Origin of the sequence: Paenibacillus sp. LC231 (assembly GCF_001860525.1) — a bacterium.
In the GTDB taxonomy this organism is placed as follows: Bacteria; Bacillota; Bacilli; order Paenibacillales; family Paenibacillaceae; genus Paenibacillus_AQ.
The window spans coordinates 366,742-383,955 of the sequence record NZ_JFOM01000037.1 but is presented as its reverse complement, the minus strand read 5'-3'; the positions used below and the strand labels follow the sequence as shown (position 1 = coordinate 383,955).

Below are 17,214 nucleotides of genomic sequence, written 5' to 3'. Positions count from 1 at the left end.
GGCATCCGGGCGATTGACACTAGGGGAGTGTACGTGGATGAAATTTCGGTTCAAGCAGTGGGATCTGGGGAGCAAGTTGATTTTTATAGCCACCTGTTTAGCGATAGCTTCTTTCTTTTTTAAATGGCTGGATATCGGCGTGGCTGCAGAGAATGGTTTCTTGCAGGGCGGCGTGTTTTTCATCGTATGTTTCATCTATCCATTTTTGAAAGTCGTTCGCGAGAAGAAGATGAACAAGATCATAGCATACGCCTTTGCGCTGGTCGCTATTTTTTTGACAATGATGTACGTGTCATCCAAGACCGTAGATTTTTTTGGAGAGACGATAAGAGGGGCGGCGGCAGGGCCATATCTGTTCTTGGCGTCATGCGGACTGCTGAGCTTCGGCATTTTTAGCCGCAAGTACTAGTCTCGCTGCGCAGTCTTTTGCATATGAGTGATAGGAATGAAGGGCCGAACCCGGAGGTGGCATACCTCCGAGAGGGACGCCCTTTTTCTATATGAGACGGATCACCACTGGGTGAGCAGAACAAAGCCGCTGATGGACACGGCGTAAATGATTAACAGCACCACAGCGTACTTTTTGGCACGGATGTTCAAGTTGAAGGCGGCGGTGAGTCCGTTGTTGATTAAATTACCGACGTATAGAATGAGTATGAGCGCAAGTGCGGTGATCGCAACGATGAGCGTAACGGTTTCCATAGGTTTGTTAATCCTCCTGTTTAAGCTGCTAATGTTGTATCAGATATAACCATTGTAACGGACGAAGTTTAAACCCCGGTTAAATGTAGTTAAAAAATGAAGGCAGCCCTGGCAAGTGATGTAACGTTGAGCGGGATACTGGGGTTTTGATATACTGGAGAAAGCGGCTTTACAACCGCTGCATTACATAATAGGAGGGATTTCAGAATGGCCAATCAAACTTTTACCGATGGACCTACTTTGAATGATGGCGTAAAAATGCCGTGGCTGGGCCTTGGCGTATGGAAGACCAAAGAAGGCGAAGAGGTTATTCAGTCCGTAAAATCAGCAATCGCTGCAGGGTACCGCAGCATCGATACCGCTGCCATCTACGGCAATGAAGAGGGCGTAGGGCAAGCCATTCGCGAATCCGGAGTTTCGCGGGACGAGCTGTTCATCACCACCAAGGTGTGGAACGATGATCAGGGGTATGAGAAGACGCTGCAAGCTTTTGAGACGAGCCGCAAGAAGCTTGGGCTGGATATCGTTGATTTGTATCTCGTGCACTGGCCGGGAAAAGATAAATACCTCGACACGTGGAAGGCATTGATTCACTTGCAAAAAGAAGGACTTGTTCGTTCCATCGGCGTCAGCAACTTCCAAATCCGCCACCTGCAGCATATCATCGAGGATACGGGGGTTGTACCGGTTGTGAACCAAGTCGAATTGCATCCGCTGCTCTCCCAGAAGGAACTGCTGGGGTTTGCACGCGAGAACCAGATCGTCCTGGAGGCGTGGAGTCCGTTGATGCAGGGCAATCTGGATCAACCGGTCCTCGCGCAGATTGCGGAGAAATACGGAAAAACCACGGCGCAAGTCATTCTGCGCTGGGATATTCAGAACGGCGTCATCGTCATTCCGAAATCGGTGAAGGAGCATCGTATCCGCGAAAATGCCGGCATCTTCGATTTCGAGCTTTCGGCGGAGGATATGGCAGCCATTGACGGCTTGAACCAAAACAAACGTTTTGGCTCCAATCCGGATGAATTCCTGTTCTAAATTTTGCATTTATATAAAAAGAGCGAGCCCAACCCGGAATGAGGGAAGTGCTCGCTCTTTTTGCGTCAATTATCAGGATGGAGAGGTCTCTTACAGTTACTGTTCTTCGGGTCCATCCTCCGGAAACAATGGTTCGCCGATCATGCCGAGTTTTCCCTGCACTAGGTCTTCGTTCAATCTTTTTAACCAGTTCAGGTCGGTCTTGGCATGTTCGTACATCCCGATCATCAGGTGCTGGGTGCTGCGGGGTACGATATGCTGGTGTTCCACGTATAATTGATATGCCTGGTTCACCCGATGCTCTGCCTCCCGGATACGGGACTGCAAGATCGGGGCCAGAACGGCCGGATCCGCGTGTCGTGAGAACGGCAGCGCAATATAGAGCGGGTGGTGTACGGGCTCGATGTCCTTGAATTTCTTGAGCAGCAGCTGCTCAAAAAGCTTGCGTCCGGCATCCGTGATCCGGTAGATGGTTTTGTCCGGGCGGCTATCGCTCTGTATGGTTTCCACTGCCTCGATATATCCGTCCTCGGCAAGCCGGTCTACCGCGTAATAAAGAGAGCCCATCTGGAGCTTCGTATACTGATCCATGCCGCGATCCTTCATTTTGATCCGGATCTCGTACGGATGATGGTCTCCTTCCAGCAGCAAGCCCAGGATGGCCAGCTTCATCGACATGCCATCAGGCTCCCTTGGCCTTGGCAGGTACGGTCACTCGTTCGTTGCCCATCATCAGCACGAACACGAGAGCCAGCACCGCTGGCACAAGCGCCCACAAGAACGTATTCGAAATGGAATCCGCCAAGGAAGCCGTGATCTGTTCACGTACGTTCGGCGGGAGTTGGCCCATCACTTCAGGTGAAAGCACAGCATCTGCATTTAACTCGGCACCGGCCGGCGCGTTTCCTCCGGCTTCCGCGAGTCGGCTGTTGAGGCCGTTGCGCTGGATAATCCCGAAGATCGTAATCCCCACCGTCATGCCGAAGGAGCGAAGGAAGGAGTTCGTTGATGTTGCCGCGCCGCGCTGTCTGGCATCAAAGTTATGGATGGAGGCCATGCTGAGCGTGGAGAATGAGAATCCGACGCCAAAGCCGGTCAAGATCATGAAGACCGTCAACAGGTAGCGCGGCGTATCCGGGCTTATCGTGCTCAGGCAGAAAATGCCTGCAATAAAGCACAAGACGGACAGAATCATGATGTTTCTAAACGAAGTCCGGGTCGTCAGCATACCACCGCCTTGGCTGCCGACTACGCTGCCGAGCATCATCGGCATCAGAATGAGGCCCGAATTGGTTGCAGATCCACCGTACACTCCGCTAACAAAGATCGGGATGTAGATGGTTGCCACGATAAAGGTTGCTCCATAGAATAAGGCAACGATATTGCTGGAAGCAAACAGGCGTTTACGGAACATTTGAAACGAAATAATGGGTTCAGCTGCCCGGGTCTCTGCCAATAGAAACACAATAAACAGAGCAATGAATCCCCCGAACAAGCCCAGAATTTGCGGTGAATCCCATGCATAGGTTTGCCCGCCCAGTTCCAGACCGAACATCAGGCAGATGATCGCGCCTACAAGCGTTGCGGCCCCCGTCCAGTCAATCTTTTGTTTGGCATGAGAACGGGACTCCTTGTAGGAAGTCATGATGAAGATAAAGGATACGATACCGATCGGGACGTTGACATAGAATATCCATTCCCAGCCGATGCTGTCGGTAATAAAAGCGCCCAGCAGCGGTCCCATAATGCTGGAGGTGCCGAATACGGCACCGAGCAAACCCGTCATTTTTCCGCGCTTCTCCGGCGGGAACAGGTCGAACACGATGGTAAACGCAATCGGCATAAGAGCACCGCCGCCGATTCCTTGAATCGCCCGGTAAATAATAAGCTCTGTCATGTTGTTCGCCATTCCGCAAAGGGCGGAACCGATCAGAAAGACAACCAACCCGAATATAAAGAACCGCTTCCGTCCATACATATCGGATAACTTACCGAAGATCGGCGTGCCGGCCATAACGGCAACCATGTAAATCGAGGTTACCCAGACGACTTGGTCGAAGCCCTGAAGATCGCGGATAATCGTCGATAAGGCAGTGGCTACAATCGTATTATCGATGGCGGCCATGAAGATGCCGAGCAGCAGACCGGCCACGACCAATTTGATGTTGCTTTGTTGTGCATTCATGTTAAGGATACTCCTTTTCCATATTCAACTATGTACATATTATTCAAATTTGAATAATTCGGTGGTTATATTGTAGCCGGATTAACAGATGTTGGCAAGATGTTTAATGGCACGGCCTTTCTCTACATTCTGCACAAGAAAAAACAAGGCCAACCCTGATTTACGGGATGACCTTGCGATAGTAAGGAGACAGTTGCCGGAATACCTTCGCGTTAAGACGTGCTGGCAGCTGTGCCAGTTAGGACCTAACAGTTCATTTGCGGCGATTTGGGATCCAGCTGCATGAATTCGATCCGGTTGCCGTCCGGGTCCCTCGCCCAGCACTGCCAGTTGAAGTCTTTTCCTTGAACCGGCTGGACGTCCAGCTTCACGCCCTGATTGCGGAGATGCTCCGCGATGTGCTCGATGTCTTCCACCTCAAGGCAGAGATGGGAGAATCCGACGGGCCGATTTACATGCCCCGGTTTATTTTGCCCGCCGTAAAACAACTCGATAAATTGTCCCTCGCATACCTTAATGTACTCGATCCACGGCTCGCCCTGGTCGTTAGGGATATCAAAAGCACGGGTGAAACCTAGCACATCGCAGTAAAAATGCAGGGACTTCTCCATATCGGCTACGTCAAACGCCAGATGGGCAATTCCTTTAATCATGACGGCATTCCTCCTCGGTATGTATCAAAGCATGAGATAAGATGATTTCTTAAGTCCATTGTAACGCATTCTGTATACGCTTCCATATTTAGATGTAAAATCGGGAAATTAAAACAATGGAGAAAAAAAAGGACCGCCCGATACGTTCGCTGAAGAACGATAGGGGTCAGTCCTTTTTGTATATGGGATAGCGGCTTACAAGCGTATGGATGAATGATGGCAGCAAAAGGAACGATGTCATTGTTTGCGGTAATTCCAGTAACTAGCTCCTTAACGCCTAATGTGCACCGGAACCTCTTTGCGCCCCTGTTTCATGGGCGACTGGCATAAAGGACAGGCCTTGCTCTCCCGATTCCGTGTGCCTGCAGGGATTCTTGCGTTGACCCGCTGCCAGCCTTTGCAATTGGCGCTGGTGCATAACCACACGTCGACGATCTCTGTCCCGGCGGATGCAGCCTGATGCTGTGAGATCGGAGCGGAGCCCGAATCTGAACCGATACGTTGGCTCCTCTGACTGGTTGTGCTCACCGTTGCCCGCCCAGCAGAGGAGGACAGGGAAGAGCGCTTGGTTGAGGATGAGGTTGAAGTCTCTATGCGTATCGTGCGTTTAGCGCTAAAGGATGTACGGGTCGTTGACCCGCCGACCTTGTTTGGTATACGGTTGCCTTGTTTGCTCTGCTCGTCCGTGACGAACACATCGCGGAAGAAGCGGGAAACCTCCGCTTTTCGTCCCCGGTAAAAGCCTGGCGAACTGACAATCAATTCATCCCGTGCCCTGGTGATAGCGACATAAGCTAATCTGCGCTCCTCTTCCAGTGCATCCAGCGCCTTATCCTCCTTGTCCGACAGCGGACGCTGGTCGTCCCTGCGCTCGGCGTCTAAAGCGGACGTATGCGGCAGAATGCCCTCGCTCGCCCCGATCAGGCATACCGAGGGAAACTCCAGCCCTTTGGATTTATGGATCGTCATTAAGCGGACGGCATCGGCCTGCTCGTCCCGTTTCATGGCGGCCATTTCCTTATGAATGACGATCAGCCGATCGACAAATTCAACGAACTCAGCGATATCGCCAAAACGCTTCGCCGAGGCCTCCAATTCATCCAGTCCTTCCTGTATGAATTCCTTATGGAGGGTGATCTCCTGACGTTCGTCTGCCTCCAGAAATTTGTCGTAGAATTGCCGCCTCATTTCCTGTACGGCTTGAAGGGGCTCCATCGCCTTCAGACTCTTAATGAGCTTAGTGCGATCTCTAATATTCTCGATCTGGAAGTCCTTCAGGCCGGGAAAGGATAGAAGATGCGATAGAGGCCCCTTCTTGGGACGCGGAGCATCCTGCTGCCGGATGAACGCCATCCCTTTGTCCCGGTTCATGTACAGCGTATGAAGCATGCCCTCCATCGCCGTGAAATTGCGCCGGTCCAGCGACAGACGCAGATGGTCCATGAGCGGTTTGACAATCCACTGCTCGTAGAACAGATCCCCGTTCTCGTAATGAATGAACGGAATTTCCCGGATTACGAGCTGCTCGAAGATCGCCCGGCTGTTGTTCGCGGTTCGGTATAGAATCGCATGATCGCGGTACTGTTTTCCGTGCTCCCGGACCTGTTCGGTAATATGGGTCAGCAGCAGCTCCGCTTCTTGGTCGGGATCGCCTGGACGCAGATACAGCGGTACGCTGCTGCTCTTGCGGGTAGAGCGCAGCTGCTTGGGACGGCGGCGTTCATTGACACGGATAATTTCATTTCCCAGCCCGACGATCGACGAGAGGGATCGATAGTTGATATCCAGCGTCACCACCTTGGCCCCGGGAAACGTCTGGTCGAATTCCAGAATGAATTCGTTACGCGCGCCATTGAAGCCGTATATGGTCTGGTCATCGTCACCGACAACCATCAGGTTGCGATGCGGGGCGACCATCTTCTTCAGCAGCTCATAGGGCAGCAGTCCGGTATCTTGAAACTCGTCGACCATCACATAACGGTACCGCCTTTGAAGGGAAGCCAGCAATCCGGGATCCTGCGACAGCAGACGGTAGGACAAAACCAGAATATCATCGAAATCCATCTGGCCGTGGTCTTCCTTCCACGCTTCATAACGGGCGAAAATTTGCCTTTGCTCGACTTCCGCAGGTGTTTTGACAGGCAGCTCGTCAAGTCCGGTCATACTCATTCGATGGGCAGACCAGAGCGATAGCAGAGTCTCGGCTTCGTAGCTGTCCTGTAAGCCCATTTCTCGCAGGATGCGCTTCATAATAAATTGCTGATGCCTGGAGTTGCTCAGGATTTCCTGCCTGTAACCGCGGGTTCGCAGCAAGTATAAGAAGAAGGAATGGAAGGTTCTTGCCGTTACTTTGGCGGTTTCGCTAGCCCGTAACCCGGGAAGCGCCATGATGCGTTCCTTCATCTCGGCTGCCGCTTTGGATGAGAAGGTGACAAGCAGGATGGAAGACGGATTGATCTTCTTGGCCGCAATGAGGTAGCCTGTCCGGCTGACCAGCACGGAGGTCTTCCCGGAGCCGGCGCCTGCAAGCGTAAGCAGCGGTCCTTGCGTATGTCGAACAGCTTGGATTTGGGCGCGGTTCAGCAGCAGCCCTTGTGATTCCAAGCCGCGAAAAAAAGCCGCATCCGGGGCGTCATCGCGGATCAGGTCCTGGCTGTTCTCGAAGGAAGCCAGCTTGGCAAACGGAATATCCTGACGCTCGCCGCCGTACGGGCGTTTATAGAAGGGTATGGATGTCATGAATTTCACCAATCATTTCGTATTTCGATTATCGTCCTACCAGTTTACCGGATTCTCGGAAGTCTGGCAAAGCGCAGGATATGGATGAGAACCATGGGATGCGAATACTTATGAAGGCAGGACATGAATTTCAGAGGCACACACGCCAGATTTGCACTGATTTGCTTTCGACTCGTCCCTGCCAGATCCGCGGATACGAACGAACTTCCCATACGGGGGTAGCGTTATTTCATAGGAATATTTTTAGAAGAGTGAAGAAGAAAAGAGACCATGTTTGAGGAGGAATCTCATGCTGGTTGTTATTGCGATTCTGCAGCTCATCATGATTGGCATTTTGCTGAACATCAACGGCAAGCTGAAGCCCCGAGACTATATTGCTGAGGCGATGGAGCGAGATCGTCAAATACGGGAGGAGCGGGAGAGGAAGCGGCAAATGGAGCCATGGTCACATGAGGCAGGCGCTAGTAGCGCGGATCATTCATGACCTGAATCATTTATATGAATAACAAAATCCCGGACTCGAATGTAGGAAGTCCGGGAGATTTGTTGCCCCTATGTGATATTTTACATCGTGTGTAATACTCCATGTGGCACGGTGTGTAATCCGGGGTATGCTTGGATGGCTGGGCACCCTTATTCAGTTGTAGAAGCAAACGAATTTCGCTAAAAGATCATCACTCGGCCCAGTTCCACAACCGCACTTCCCCGACCCGCAGGTCATGCACCCAGGATACCTCGCGCAGGGTCAGCAGTTCCTTGACGGGCCCGGTTATGACAGCACCATAGAGGCGAACGCCGTTTTGTTCCACATAAGCTAAGGAAGCGTCCACATCTACGAACGGAGCCACCCGATTCGCAATGAGCTCGTACTCCTGCAGAAGCCGCAGCGATTTCATGAAGTGTTCATTCCGCAGTTTCCCGTCCCCGTAGGTGTCTATTGAAGGGTAATGTCCGCCGCTGGACACGATTTTGCCGAACCAGCCGCGTTTTTCTTCCTGATAGGAGGTTACCGTCAAATCGTCATGGTGCCAGACGGGATAAGACGGGAAGCCGACAGGATCGGTGATGATTCCATCATGATCGCCGAAACGGTCATTCGGCCCGGTATCCACAGCAAACCAAACAGGCTCCATGTTCCGGTTCTCGAACTGCTTCAGCAACTCGTCGGTCGAGAAGAAGCGGTTAAACGATACATAAGCCTCGGCCACGGTACCTTCGGGGAGCTTTCCAAGCCTGGACCAGTCACCGCTCTTGGCGGAGGAGGGACTGGTGTTCTGTTCTTTTGACTGTTCCTGGGGAGCTTCGTCTTGGTCGACTGAAGACGCCTTCGCTGGGCTGTCGGGTCGGTAGAAAACCCGTGATGGACTACTGCGTTCGTTCCAGTCCATGTCGACGGACGGCAGCCCGAACAGGAAGTTCACGGTATATTCGCCGACGGTCACTCGTTCTTTCCCCACTTTCTTGTCTATATCCCCATACACCTCCTGCATAAAGAAGACTTTGCCCTGACTGCTTAGTGGAACCTCGATGTTAGGTTGGGAGATCGAGATAGCGGAGGCGATGGCATCCTGGTATTTATCGTTTCGGCTCGGGTCGCCGACACCGTAGAATAACGCTGTACCAATTGAGCTAAGGATCGTTATAGCCAGAATTGCCGATATCACTGTCAGCGCATTCGAGATTCGGGCTTTCCATTTGCCCCTGCGCACGATTCGCTTTTCTTTTTTTGGCGAGAGGCTGGTTGGATCGTTATTGGCATGCGGGGGGATGACATCGCTCGAACGCTCGTTATCCAACATCTCGTTCACGTAAGCCTGGTATTCCTCCAGCTTCTCCATTTCCCGCTCAATTTCGATTTTTTCCTCATCAGTCAGTTTGCCGTCTGCATAATCCTTCAGCCGTTGTTTGAATTCTTCGCTCATAACGACCCATCCTTTCGTTTCATTTCCCGCAGCCGCTGCCTGGCCCGAAATAACGTAATCTTGATATGGGATAAGGTGATACCCATAATATCCGCCGCCTCCTGGTATGTGAATTGATGAAAATCCACCAGAAGCACCGCTTGTCGCTGCTTTTCCGGAATATCGGTTAACATTTGCCCAATTTCTCTTTGGGCTTCTTGCTGGAGCAGGATGTTCTCCGGGGTATGGTGGTCGATCAGCTGATCGAAAAAAACAGCGTCCTTCACGATGCTGCGGCTGGCCTTGCGCTGATAATCGACATAAGCGTTATGGGCGACCCGAAATAACCATGGCTTGATTCGTTCATCCTTCCAATTCTCAAGAAATAGGTAAGCGCGGTAAAAGGTTTCCTGTACCAGGTCTTCGGCCGCATGGTGATCAGATGAGAGGGAGTACAAGTAACGATAAACATCCTTTACGTAATATTGATAAACCGATTCAAGACTGTTCAGTTTCATGTCCTCCCCTCTAAGTAAACACACGTTTAACCAGAGCAAAAAGTTACACTTTCGGCAATAAAGAAATGAAGCTGCGATGTAACACCTTAGTCACAAAAAGCAAAAGCCCGCCAGATGAGCGGGCTTCAAACGTATATAAGGTGATGTAGGACTGTAAGGGGGTTGTATTGCTGGCTGTCGCACCTCATTATATACCATGCAGCGTTACCTCAATTGAATATTCGGATCCAACACGATAATTCGCTGTTCATCCAATGCGGTGTCTAGCAATTCATCCTTCAGCTGCTGCGTGCTGGTTATGACGTCAGGCTGGGTAGACTTGATATCCGTCGTCAGTTTATTCACTAATCGCTCGATCGATAGCATATCCCGATATTCCGGCGGGGAGTAGTCTTCCCAGTATTGATCTTCGCTAATGCCCATCGTATCCACTATGCGCAAGTGCTGTTCTTGCACCTGCCGCGGCTGGGTTTCGAGCGTCTTCCGAAGCTCCTTGGCCCTTTCAATACCATCCTCCAGACTCGCCGCAACGCCTTGTTCGTTGGCCAATTGAAGCATCAATTCCTGCGTTGCCATTTCTTTAAGGAGCGTAGCGTCATCAGGGAGGGGCGCGGTGCTATGCGCGAGGCTATTCTTATAGGCAGTTAAATGGGTATGCGTGATGTAGGTGGAGCCGACTTGAACCAGCGCCTGTCCGTTCATGTTGTCGTTCAAACGATGATGCTGGCCCGAGCGATTCGAAGCATCCGTGAAGAAGAATATGATGCTTACCGTCAGAACGCTGGCCACAGCGATACTGAGAATGGCGATATATTTACGGTTTATTTTCATTCCTGACACCTCTCTTGACAGGGATATATGAAAATGAAGATATAATATAGACGTTTCATCAGCCTGAAAGGTTCTAGAATAACGCGAAAAAAACGCCTGAAGGCACAAGATAATAAGTGCTTTCAGGCGCAAAAGTTACATGATGATGGAGCGACAGGCTTCCGTTGAAACTTACTTACGAAGCAGGCGGGTCTTATGCGCATAGATAATCGCTTTGTCCGCGAGAAATGCCGCGTAGAGGAGCAGGAAGACCGAATAAGGAAATCCGGTGCCGTCCAGGCTCGGAACCAGCCATTCGGCGGCAATAAAATACAGCAGCGTCAGCAGCACCGGGAGCTGCCGTTTCAGATGGTATTTCCAAACCGACCAGATGACGCCGGCAGTCCCGGCAAACAGCATGAGGAGACGGACGGCATCCAATGCGGATTGCACGACCTTTCTGGCCTCCTCGTTTCCGATCGCTGCCGCATATTTGGAGGTGCGGCCGGCATAGATGCTCCGGAAGAGATGGACCAAAGGGTTGCCTTCGATGTACCTCGATTCCAGCCACAGCGAGGCAAGGTTCCACGGACCGGACATATACATCAAACGATTGAAAAGCGGGATGTTCAGCCACCATGGAGATAAGATGAGCAAATAACCTGCGCTAATAAGCAGGAGCCCGCCGGTTACGATTTTGACCGGACTGCGGTACTTGATCCAAAAGGCAATGAACAATACAGGATACAGCAGCGCTTGAAGGTTGTAACAAGCCATAAGCGCTGTAAGCGCGCCGGCAGCTGCGTACCAGCCAGCCTGCTTCAATTCAAGCGCTCCGATGACGGCGCAGACCAGAAGAAGCATTAAGGTCTGCATGGTCGTATCCGGCAGGATCAGCCGGACTGCGCCGTAGGCCGGCCAGAACAGCGCGTAGATCATGCATGACAGAAAAGCGATTCGCGTATTAAACATGTAGCGAGACAGTACGAAAACCAAGTATACGGAAAATGCATGGAAGACGCATTGGAGGAGCTGGTAGGCAATCAGGGCGGCATCCATGCTTCCGAATAAGGCGGTAAGTCCGGCAATCATAAGCGGCACACCGGGCATGACGCTGGAAGCATGGTCTTCCAGGTCTCCACCGGGGTGGCTGATCATGGCCGCACTTTGGATATATCGTTCTTCGATCACGCTGCTTATGCTCGGGGAACGTTCATGAAGACCGGTAAGAACCAGCAGACATGACATAACCAGAACCGCTGCAATCAGTATCAACAGCATCCTTCGCTGCACACGGTTTAACGTCCATATGGAAAACAAAGGGTCCACTCCACTCTTTATATAATCTCTAGGTTTAAATCCGCATTCATCCTCTTCTATATTAAAGAAAAAACGGTGAAATAAAAAGGCTCCGCCAAAACGGAGCCGATAAGTTCAAGTTACGCTGCAGTGACAAGGTCAGTCCCTCTTTTAAAAGCCGCTGTGATACTTATCATTACTGGATGAACGCTTCTTTGACGTCCCGTCCCGCTGCTTCTCTTCCTGGTGCTCCAGTCTGGCGTCTTCCATCGGAATCGGGTCCACATGCTGTTCGCTCTCATGTTTATCGAACAGGCTTTCTTGTTCCGTCGGGTATTGTTCAGGGTGATCCATGTTGCCGGGACCGTTGTGAAGCGGTAGATCCTTTTTCTTGTCAGTCACCGTTTCTCACCTCATTTATCGTTGTGATACTACCTTTATACCTTATTTGGGGAAGTATCAAACATGAAGAGATGATAATAGGAGGGGCATCGGTCTCATTAAGACGTCTCCGAACCGGCTGCAGGCTGCTGCTGCGCTTCTGCTTTGAGTCTTAAATAACGGATAAACAGCTCAACAAGCTCCGGATCGAATTGCGTGCCTGAGCAGCGGAGCAATTCCTCAATTCCCTCCTCGAAGGTTTTCGTTTTCTGGTAAGGTCGTTCCGTTGTCATCGCGTCAAAGGAATCGATAATGGTCAGCATCCGGCACAGTTTGGGGATTTGGCTGCCCTTGAAGCCGTGCGGATATCCCCCGCCATCATATCTTTCATGGTGTAATTCAATGTAAGGAACCAGTTCCTTGAACTTCTCGTTCGTTTCCGCGATGCGCTTACCCCAGCTGACATGCCGTTTGACGGTTTCCCATTCACCGGCCGTGAGCTTGTCCCGTTTGTTCAAGATCCCCCAAGGAATCTCAAGCTTGCCGATATCGTGAATGAGTGCACCGAGTACGAAATTGCGTCGTTCCACACTATCAAGCCCGAGCACTTCGCTGATGTCCATGGCATAGCGGAATACCCGTTTGGAGTGTTTGAACGTATCCACATCTTTATACAAGAACAGCTTCAGCTGCTGCTCGATATCGCGGACGTCCTCCGCGAAGTCGATCTCGGATTCTTTTTCGGCGCCGCTCCCGTATACGTGCACATTATTCTTGCCCTGCTTCTTGGCATAGTACAGCGCCTGATCGGCAAGCTCGACGAGCTGTGACTTGTCATGGATGTCAATCCGATAGGACGCAACGCCGGCAGAGAAGGAGAGACACCCGGATGGGAATATCTCAACGCCGTCAAAATAGGTATCATTCAATTTTTTGCGGAGCCTGTTAATGAAGGAACGTGCTTTATTGTCATCGTAGCCCGGCATTAGAATCGTGAATTCCTCACCGCCGAAACGAGAGGCCACCACTTCAGCCGTTTCGGATTCCACCTTGAGGTAATTGCCGAGAAATCCGAGCAGCATATCCCCTTTCAGGTGACCGAATTGATCGTTGTATTTCTTGAAATCATCGATATCGATCATGGCCAGCGACAATGGCGTCTCATTGGCCTTGGCTTTCTTGATCTCGTCCTCCAGTAAACTTTCAAAATAACTGTGATTATACAGGCTCGTCCGTTGATCCTTGATTGCTTTTTCCTGTACTTCGTTATACATCGTGAACAGCTGTTTAAAGGAATAAGAGAGCATCACACTCAGGCCAATGAATAAGGTGAGGCCGAATACGCCGTTATGTACGATAAGAACGGAGAGGACCAGCGACAGTATGAGCGTACTCAAATAAACGAGCAGGGTGTCCTTAATGAAGGACTTCAGAATGTCGTATAAAGATCCCCGGTATAACAAGTAATAATAAAATCCAAGCAGAAAAACGTTAATAATGAAATAGACGAGCAGGGCGCCAAGGTAAGCCCCAAAATGATCATTGATGATGGGACCCGATTGTCCTCCTGCTGCCTTAAAAACAAACGAGGAACCAACAATCATGAGTGTGTATATGGAGAAATTAACGAAATGCTTCCAAAAAGGGATCTTTCTGTCATAGAGTGCTGTTGCTAGAGTATTAAATAGGATGACCGATAGAGCAAAAGGGGCGCCATATATAAATATGCAAGCTAAATAAACGGAAGAATCCATAGATTGCAAATTACCCTCAGGCGGCAGCTGGAAGGTGAAGTAATTTAATATTAGGGCGGCGCCTAACATTGCGTAAACCCATACCCACTGTGAAGGAGAGTAGTATAAAAATTCTCCTTGATGTACTAGTAGAAAGGTTATACAGCCCATAAGTGAAATGAACACAAAGTACAGCTGTCCCGGAAGTTCCCTGGAAATCTTAGGACGCTTGAATATGGACATAACGGTTTCTCCTCAATTAAAAAGCATGGTGTATTCTCCACATTTTAAGATATATTGCGTCGCAAAACAACGAAAAAGATGTAAAAAAACAGGCTGAGCATTCCAGCCTGTTTTTTTTAGGTGTTTATGTTATCCCAATCTGTATCCGGAAGTCAGAGCGACAACAACGGAAGCAACGATGATCGCATTCAACACGATACGGGAATACTTGATTTTATCAGTTTTCTTCATAGTTCTCCCTCCTTTCCAGGTGGTATGATGTATGATTAATTCTGCGGTTCAGCATGTTCAGTCGTATCGGATTTGCGTATTAAGGTTTGAACATTGGTATTCTTCCCGGAAGTCATAAGATGGACAATGTAGAAGAATATACCGATATTCATGATAATATCTCCGATACTGATTACCTGCGTTCTTGGATAAGGTGGAGATAATGGAATGATGTCACCAAGAAGAGACAGGCGGGTAGAGGCGTCCATTAGATAGTGCTTGGTAGTAGCTGTGGCATCCATTAGCATGTCCACATAAATGGGATCCAGCACGGAGGCTGCGCTCATGGAAACGGGCATTCTGCCACCGTTCACTGCCATGACAAGGAAATTCAGAAAGACACCTGCCAAGATGCTGCCAAAACCTTTCTGATCCCGGTTCATCCAGAGAAAGATCATGCCGGCAACGTAGATGAACATAAAGACGTAGCCGCTTGCAGCTGCCAACCAATCAGAGTTCACTTGAAAGCGGAATATGAGCAGCTGCACAATCAGGAGTATGGGGAAGATTAAGCCGCCCTTCAGACGAATCTTACTGAATTGCTGCAGTCCATGACGGAGTCCGCCGCGTATCAGCCCGACAATTAACCCGAGTATAATGCCGTCAAATACCATGATAGAATTCCTACTTTCATAGTTCATTATCTCTGTTATTAAGATAGTTCGACAGCGAATTGGTAATTCCTGCAACAAAAATCAAATTTTATGGAGAAATTTAGGAAGTCTGATAAAAAGCTTGTCCCTTCCTGTATGAATCTAATGAATTATGTACATTATAACAGATTAAAAGGATAAATCTTCCTACTTTTTTCGTGTTTCTGTTGCAGAAAGAAGCAAATTCTTGAGCTTTACATACTTATGGGGGGTATAGTAAGGTTGAATGGTACAACATTATATGACAGGAGGACGACAGCATGAAACAAGTGACATTGACAGTGGAAGGCATGTCTTGCAACCATTGCGTGAACTCGGTGGAAGGCGCACTGAAGAATGCGGGAGCTTCCGGTAAAGTCGATCTTGCATCCAATACAGTGGCTATCGAATACGACGAAAACAAGGTCAGCCTTGAAGCATTAAAAGAAGCGATTGAAGAGCAAGGCTACGATATCGTGTCATAACGATACATTCCCTGGAATAATCCAAGGCCATGAGCTTTGGCTAAAATAGGAGCCGGCTGCTGTAGGCGATCGACAGCAAGCCGGCTTTTTTGCGCGGTGTCACCTATCGCGTGAACTTGCACTGCCCAAGCCGAAGTTTCATAATAGATGGAACAATGCTTTCAGTCTAAGGAGTGGATACCCCGATGAATGATACCATATCGCTTCTGATGAACCATCGATCGATTCGTAAATATTCGGATCGGCCCGTGTCAGAGGAGCAGCTTAAGGCCGTTGTGGCAGCAGGTCAGATGGCATCAACCTCAAGCAATGTCCAGGCATACAGCGTGATTGCCGTTACCTCTCGAGAGAAGAAGCAGCGGTTGGCCGCTTTAGCGGGAAATCAGGCGTATATTGTGGAATGCCCGGTATTTCTGGTGTGGTGCGCGGATCTGTATCGTTTGAAAAAAAGCGCAGAGGCGCACGTGGTTGATCAAGAGACGTATGAGGATTCGACCGAGAATTTCATCGTGGCGACGGTGGATGCCGCTTTGGCTGCGCAGAATGCCGCGATCGCCGCGGAATCACTTGGTCTTGGCATCGTGTATATAGGCGGGGTCCGAAACTCCATTGCTGAGTTCTCCGAGGCTTTGGAACTGCCGGAGCTGGTCTATCCGGTATTTGGCATGTGCCTGGGTTACCCGGATCAGGAACCGGGGCTTCGTCCTCGGCTTCCGGTGGAGGCTGTTCTGCACCGCGACAGCTACAATCGTGCGACTATAGAAGAAGTGAAGAACTACGATCAAACCTCTTCCGAATACTTGTCTCTGCGTACCCATGGCAAAAACAACACGCCGTGGTCGGCGCTTATGGCTAAACGCCTGGCAGAGCCAGTAAGGCTGCACATGAAGGACTTCCTGAAGGGGAAGGGGTTCATGGGGCGTTAGACATGAATAGAGAAAGCGGGGTACAGCGCTCTCGTAAATCAATAGAGAGGACTGGTACGGCTGCTCTCGTGGGGAATACTCCGGAGGGCTCGGCTCTAGGAACTAAGCTTGCCTCGAAACTAGGCCGGCCCCGAAACTAGGCCTGGCATGAACCCAAGCCTAGTTCGGAACCAAGCCCGACCGACCTCGGACCTCATCCCACGCCAGCCGGCGTCGGAACCAAGCCCCACATCGGAACCACCCCGCATCAGCCGGCCACGGAACCAAGCCTGGCTGATGTGGGGTTGGTGGCGTAGGAGGCGAGCAGTGCACCGCAAGTTTAACCGTAGCTTACATGCCGCGCAGTGCACCGTAAGTTTGCCGTAGCTTACAAGTCGCAAGCCGCCGAACGAGTTGCAGCACGGCAGTAGCAGTATCGGACCTCAGATCCGTTATTTGCGCTATGGGCTCATTTTTGCAGGATCTTTCGGACACACGTTCCGTTAAGTAGCGTATAATCCGAAACATGAGAGCCTTATTCGGTGAATAACGGATCTCTTGTCCGCGACCAATCGAGAAATGGTGCTTTTGATCAAAATAAGGTCCGCTGAGTCCGCAAAAATGTGCAACTATTTTGTACATCGTGCGCACTGCTCCCTGTCGCACGATGCGTTGTTCGGAGCATGCTTGGATGACTCGTCGGCGCTAATCGTGCCGCCA

The 17,214-nt window shown here is 50.4% G+C and carries 18 protein-coding genes; 5 read left to right on the top strand and 13 right to left on the bottom strand.

Annotated elements, in window-relative coordinates:
* The first annotated feature begins 37 nt into the window (after positions 1-37).
* A complete protein-coding gene (locus AK95_RS22890) occupies positions 38-409 on the top strand; it encodes a hypothetical protein (RefSeq protein WP_071222218.1) in 372 nt (123 codons plus the stop codon).
* A 101-nt stretch (positions 410-510) separates the two neighbouring features.
* On the opposite strand, the gene AK95_RS22885 is transcribed toward AK95_RS22890, so the two are convergent.
* Positions 511-702 carry a hypothetical protein gene (locus AK95_RS22885; RefSeq protein WP_071222217.1) on the bottom strand — a complete coding sequence of 64 codons (192 nt, stop codon included), beginning with the start codon at positions 700-702 and terminating at the stop codon, positions 511-513.
* Between the two features lie 207 nt (positions 703-909).
* Between AK95_RS22885 and AK95_RS22880 the strand changes: the two genes are divergently transcribed.
* Entirely contained in the window at positions 910-1,740 is an 831-nt protein-coding gene (locus AK95_RS22880; RefSeq protein ID WP_071222216.1) for an aldo/keto reductase, read from the top strand.
* Between the two features lie 96 nt (positions 1,741-1,836).
* On the opposite strand, the gene AK95_RS22875 is transcribed toward AK95_RS22880, so the two are convergent.
* From AK95_RS22875 to AK95_RS22860, 4 genes are all read right to left on the bottom strand, one after another.
* Complete coding sequence (locus AK95_RS22875) at positions 1,837-2,418, bottom strand: PadR family transcriptional regulator (RefSeq protein WP_071222215.1); 582 nt, start codon at positions 2,416-2,418, stop codon at positions 1,837-1,839.
* Positions 2,419-2,422: 4 nt separating this feature from the next.
* A complete protein-coding gene (locus AK95_RS22870) occupies positions 2,423-3,925 on the bottom strand; it encodes an MDR family MFS transporter (protein ID WP_071222214.1) in 1,503 nt (500 codons plus the stop codon).
* A 245-nt stretch (positions 3,926-4,170) separates the two neighbouring features.
* Positions 4,171-4,578 carry a VOC family protein gene (locus AK95_RS22865; protein WP_071222213.1) on the bottom strand — a complete coding sequence of 136 codons (408 nt, stop codon included), beginning with the start codon at positions 4,576-4,578 and terminating at the stop codon, positions 4,171-4,173.
* 270 nt (positions 4,579-4,848) lie between these two features.
* Positions 4,849-7,317, bottom strand: a complete 2,469-nt coding sequence (locus AK95_RS22860) for a UvrD-helicase domain-containing protein (RefSeq protein WP_071222212.1) — start codon at positions 7,315-7,317, stop codon at positions 4,849-4,851.
* A gap of 289 nt (positions 7,318-7,606) precedes the next feature.
* On the opposite strand from AK95_RS22860, the gene AK95_RS22855 reads away from it, so the two are divergent.
* Positions 7,607-7,801 carry a hypothetical protein gene (locus AK95_RS22855; RefSeq protein ID WP_071222211.1) on the top strand — a complete coding sequence of 65 codons (195 nt, stop codon included), beginning with the start codon at positions 7,607-7,609 and terminating at the stop codon, positions 7,799-7,801.
* A gap of 190 nt (positions 7,802-7,991) precedes the next feature.
* Here the strand turns inward: AK95_RS22855 and AK95_RS22850 are convergent, their stop codons facing one another.
* The 7 genes from AK95_RS22850 to AK95_RS22820 form a co-directional block, all read right to left on the bottom strand.
* Entirely contained in the window at positions 7,992-9,239 is a 1,248-nt protein-coding gene (locus tag AK95_RS22850; RefSeq protein ID WP_071222210.1) for an anti-sigma factor, read from the bottom strand.
* Complete coding sequence (locus AK95_RS22845; RefSeq protein ID WP_071222209.1) at positions 9,236-9,736, bottom strand: sigma-70 family RNA polymerase sigma factor; 501 nt, start codon at positions 9,734-9,736, stop codon at positions 9,236-9,238. The genes AK95_RS22850 and AK95_RS22845 overlap by 4 nt, the downstream gene beginning before the upstream one ends.
* Positions 9,737-9,940: 204 nt before the next feature.
* Positions 9,941-10,567, bottom strand: coding sequence for a phage tail tape measure protein (locus AK95_RS22840; protein WP_071222208.1), 627 nt, complete (start codon positions 10,565-10,567; stop codon positions 9,941-9,943).
* 171 nt (positions 10,568-10,738) lie between these two features.
* The gene (locus AK95_RS22835) at positions 10,739-11,875 is read right to left on the bottom strand and encodes an ArnT family glycosyltransferase (RefSeq protein WP_235613207.1); all 1,137 of its coding nucleotides are present in this window, start codon (positions 11,873-11,875) and stop codon (positions 10,739-10,741) included.
* A 141-nt stretch (positions 11,876-12,016) separates the two neighbouring features.
* Positions 12,017-12,247: a hypothetical protein gene (locus AK95_RS22830; RefSeq protein ID WP_083397712.1), complete on the bottom strand. Its 231-nt coding sequence runs from the start codon at positions 12,245-12,247 to the stop codon at positions 12,017-12,019.
* Positions 12,248-12,345: 98 nt separating this feature from the next.
* Positions 12,346-14,202 carry a bifunctional diguanylate cyclase/phosphohydrolase gene (locus AK95_RS22825; protein WP_071222206.1) on the bottom strand — a complete coding sequence of 619 codons (1,857 nt, stop codon included), beginning with the start codon at positions 14,200-14,202 and terminating at the stop codon, positions 12,346-12,348.
* A gap of 266 nt (positions 14,203-14,468) precedes the next feature.
* On the bottom strand, positions 14,469-15,086 hold the full coding sequence (locus AK95_RS22820; RefSeq protein WP_071222205.1) for a DUF5317 domain-containing protein: 618 nt from the start codon (positions 15,084-15,086) through the stop codon (positions 14,469-14,471).
* Positions 15,087-15,385: 299 nt separating this feature from the next.
* On the opposite strand from AK95_RS22820, the gene AK95_RS22815 reads away from it, so the two are divergent.
* Together AK95_RS22815 and nfsA are read left to right on the top strand one after the other, a co-directional pair.
* Positions 15,386-15,589, top strand: coding sequence for a cation transporter (locus tag AK95_RS22815; protein WP_071222204.1), 204 nt, complete (start codon positions 15,386-15,388; stop codon positions 15,587-15,589).
* Between the two features lie 185 nt (positions 15,590-15,774).
* On the top strand, positions 15,775-16,515 hold the full coding sequence (gene nfsA / locus AK95_RS22810) for an oxygen-insensitive NADPH nitroreductase (protein ID WP_071222203.1): 741 nt from the start codon (positions 15,775-15,777) through the stop codon (positions 16,513-16,515).
* 330 nt (positions 16,516-16,845) lie between these two features.
* On the opposite strand, the gene AK95_RS22805 is transcribed toward nfsA, so the two are convergent.
* Positions 16,846-17,136 carry a hypothetical protein gene (locus tag AK95_RS22805; RefSeq protein ID WP_071222202.1) on the bottom strand — a complete coding sequence of 97 codons (291 nt, stop codon included), beginning with the start codon at positions 17,134-17,136 and terminating at the stop codon, positions 16,846-16,848.
* Positions 17,137-17,214: the final 78 nt, after the last annotated feature.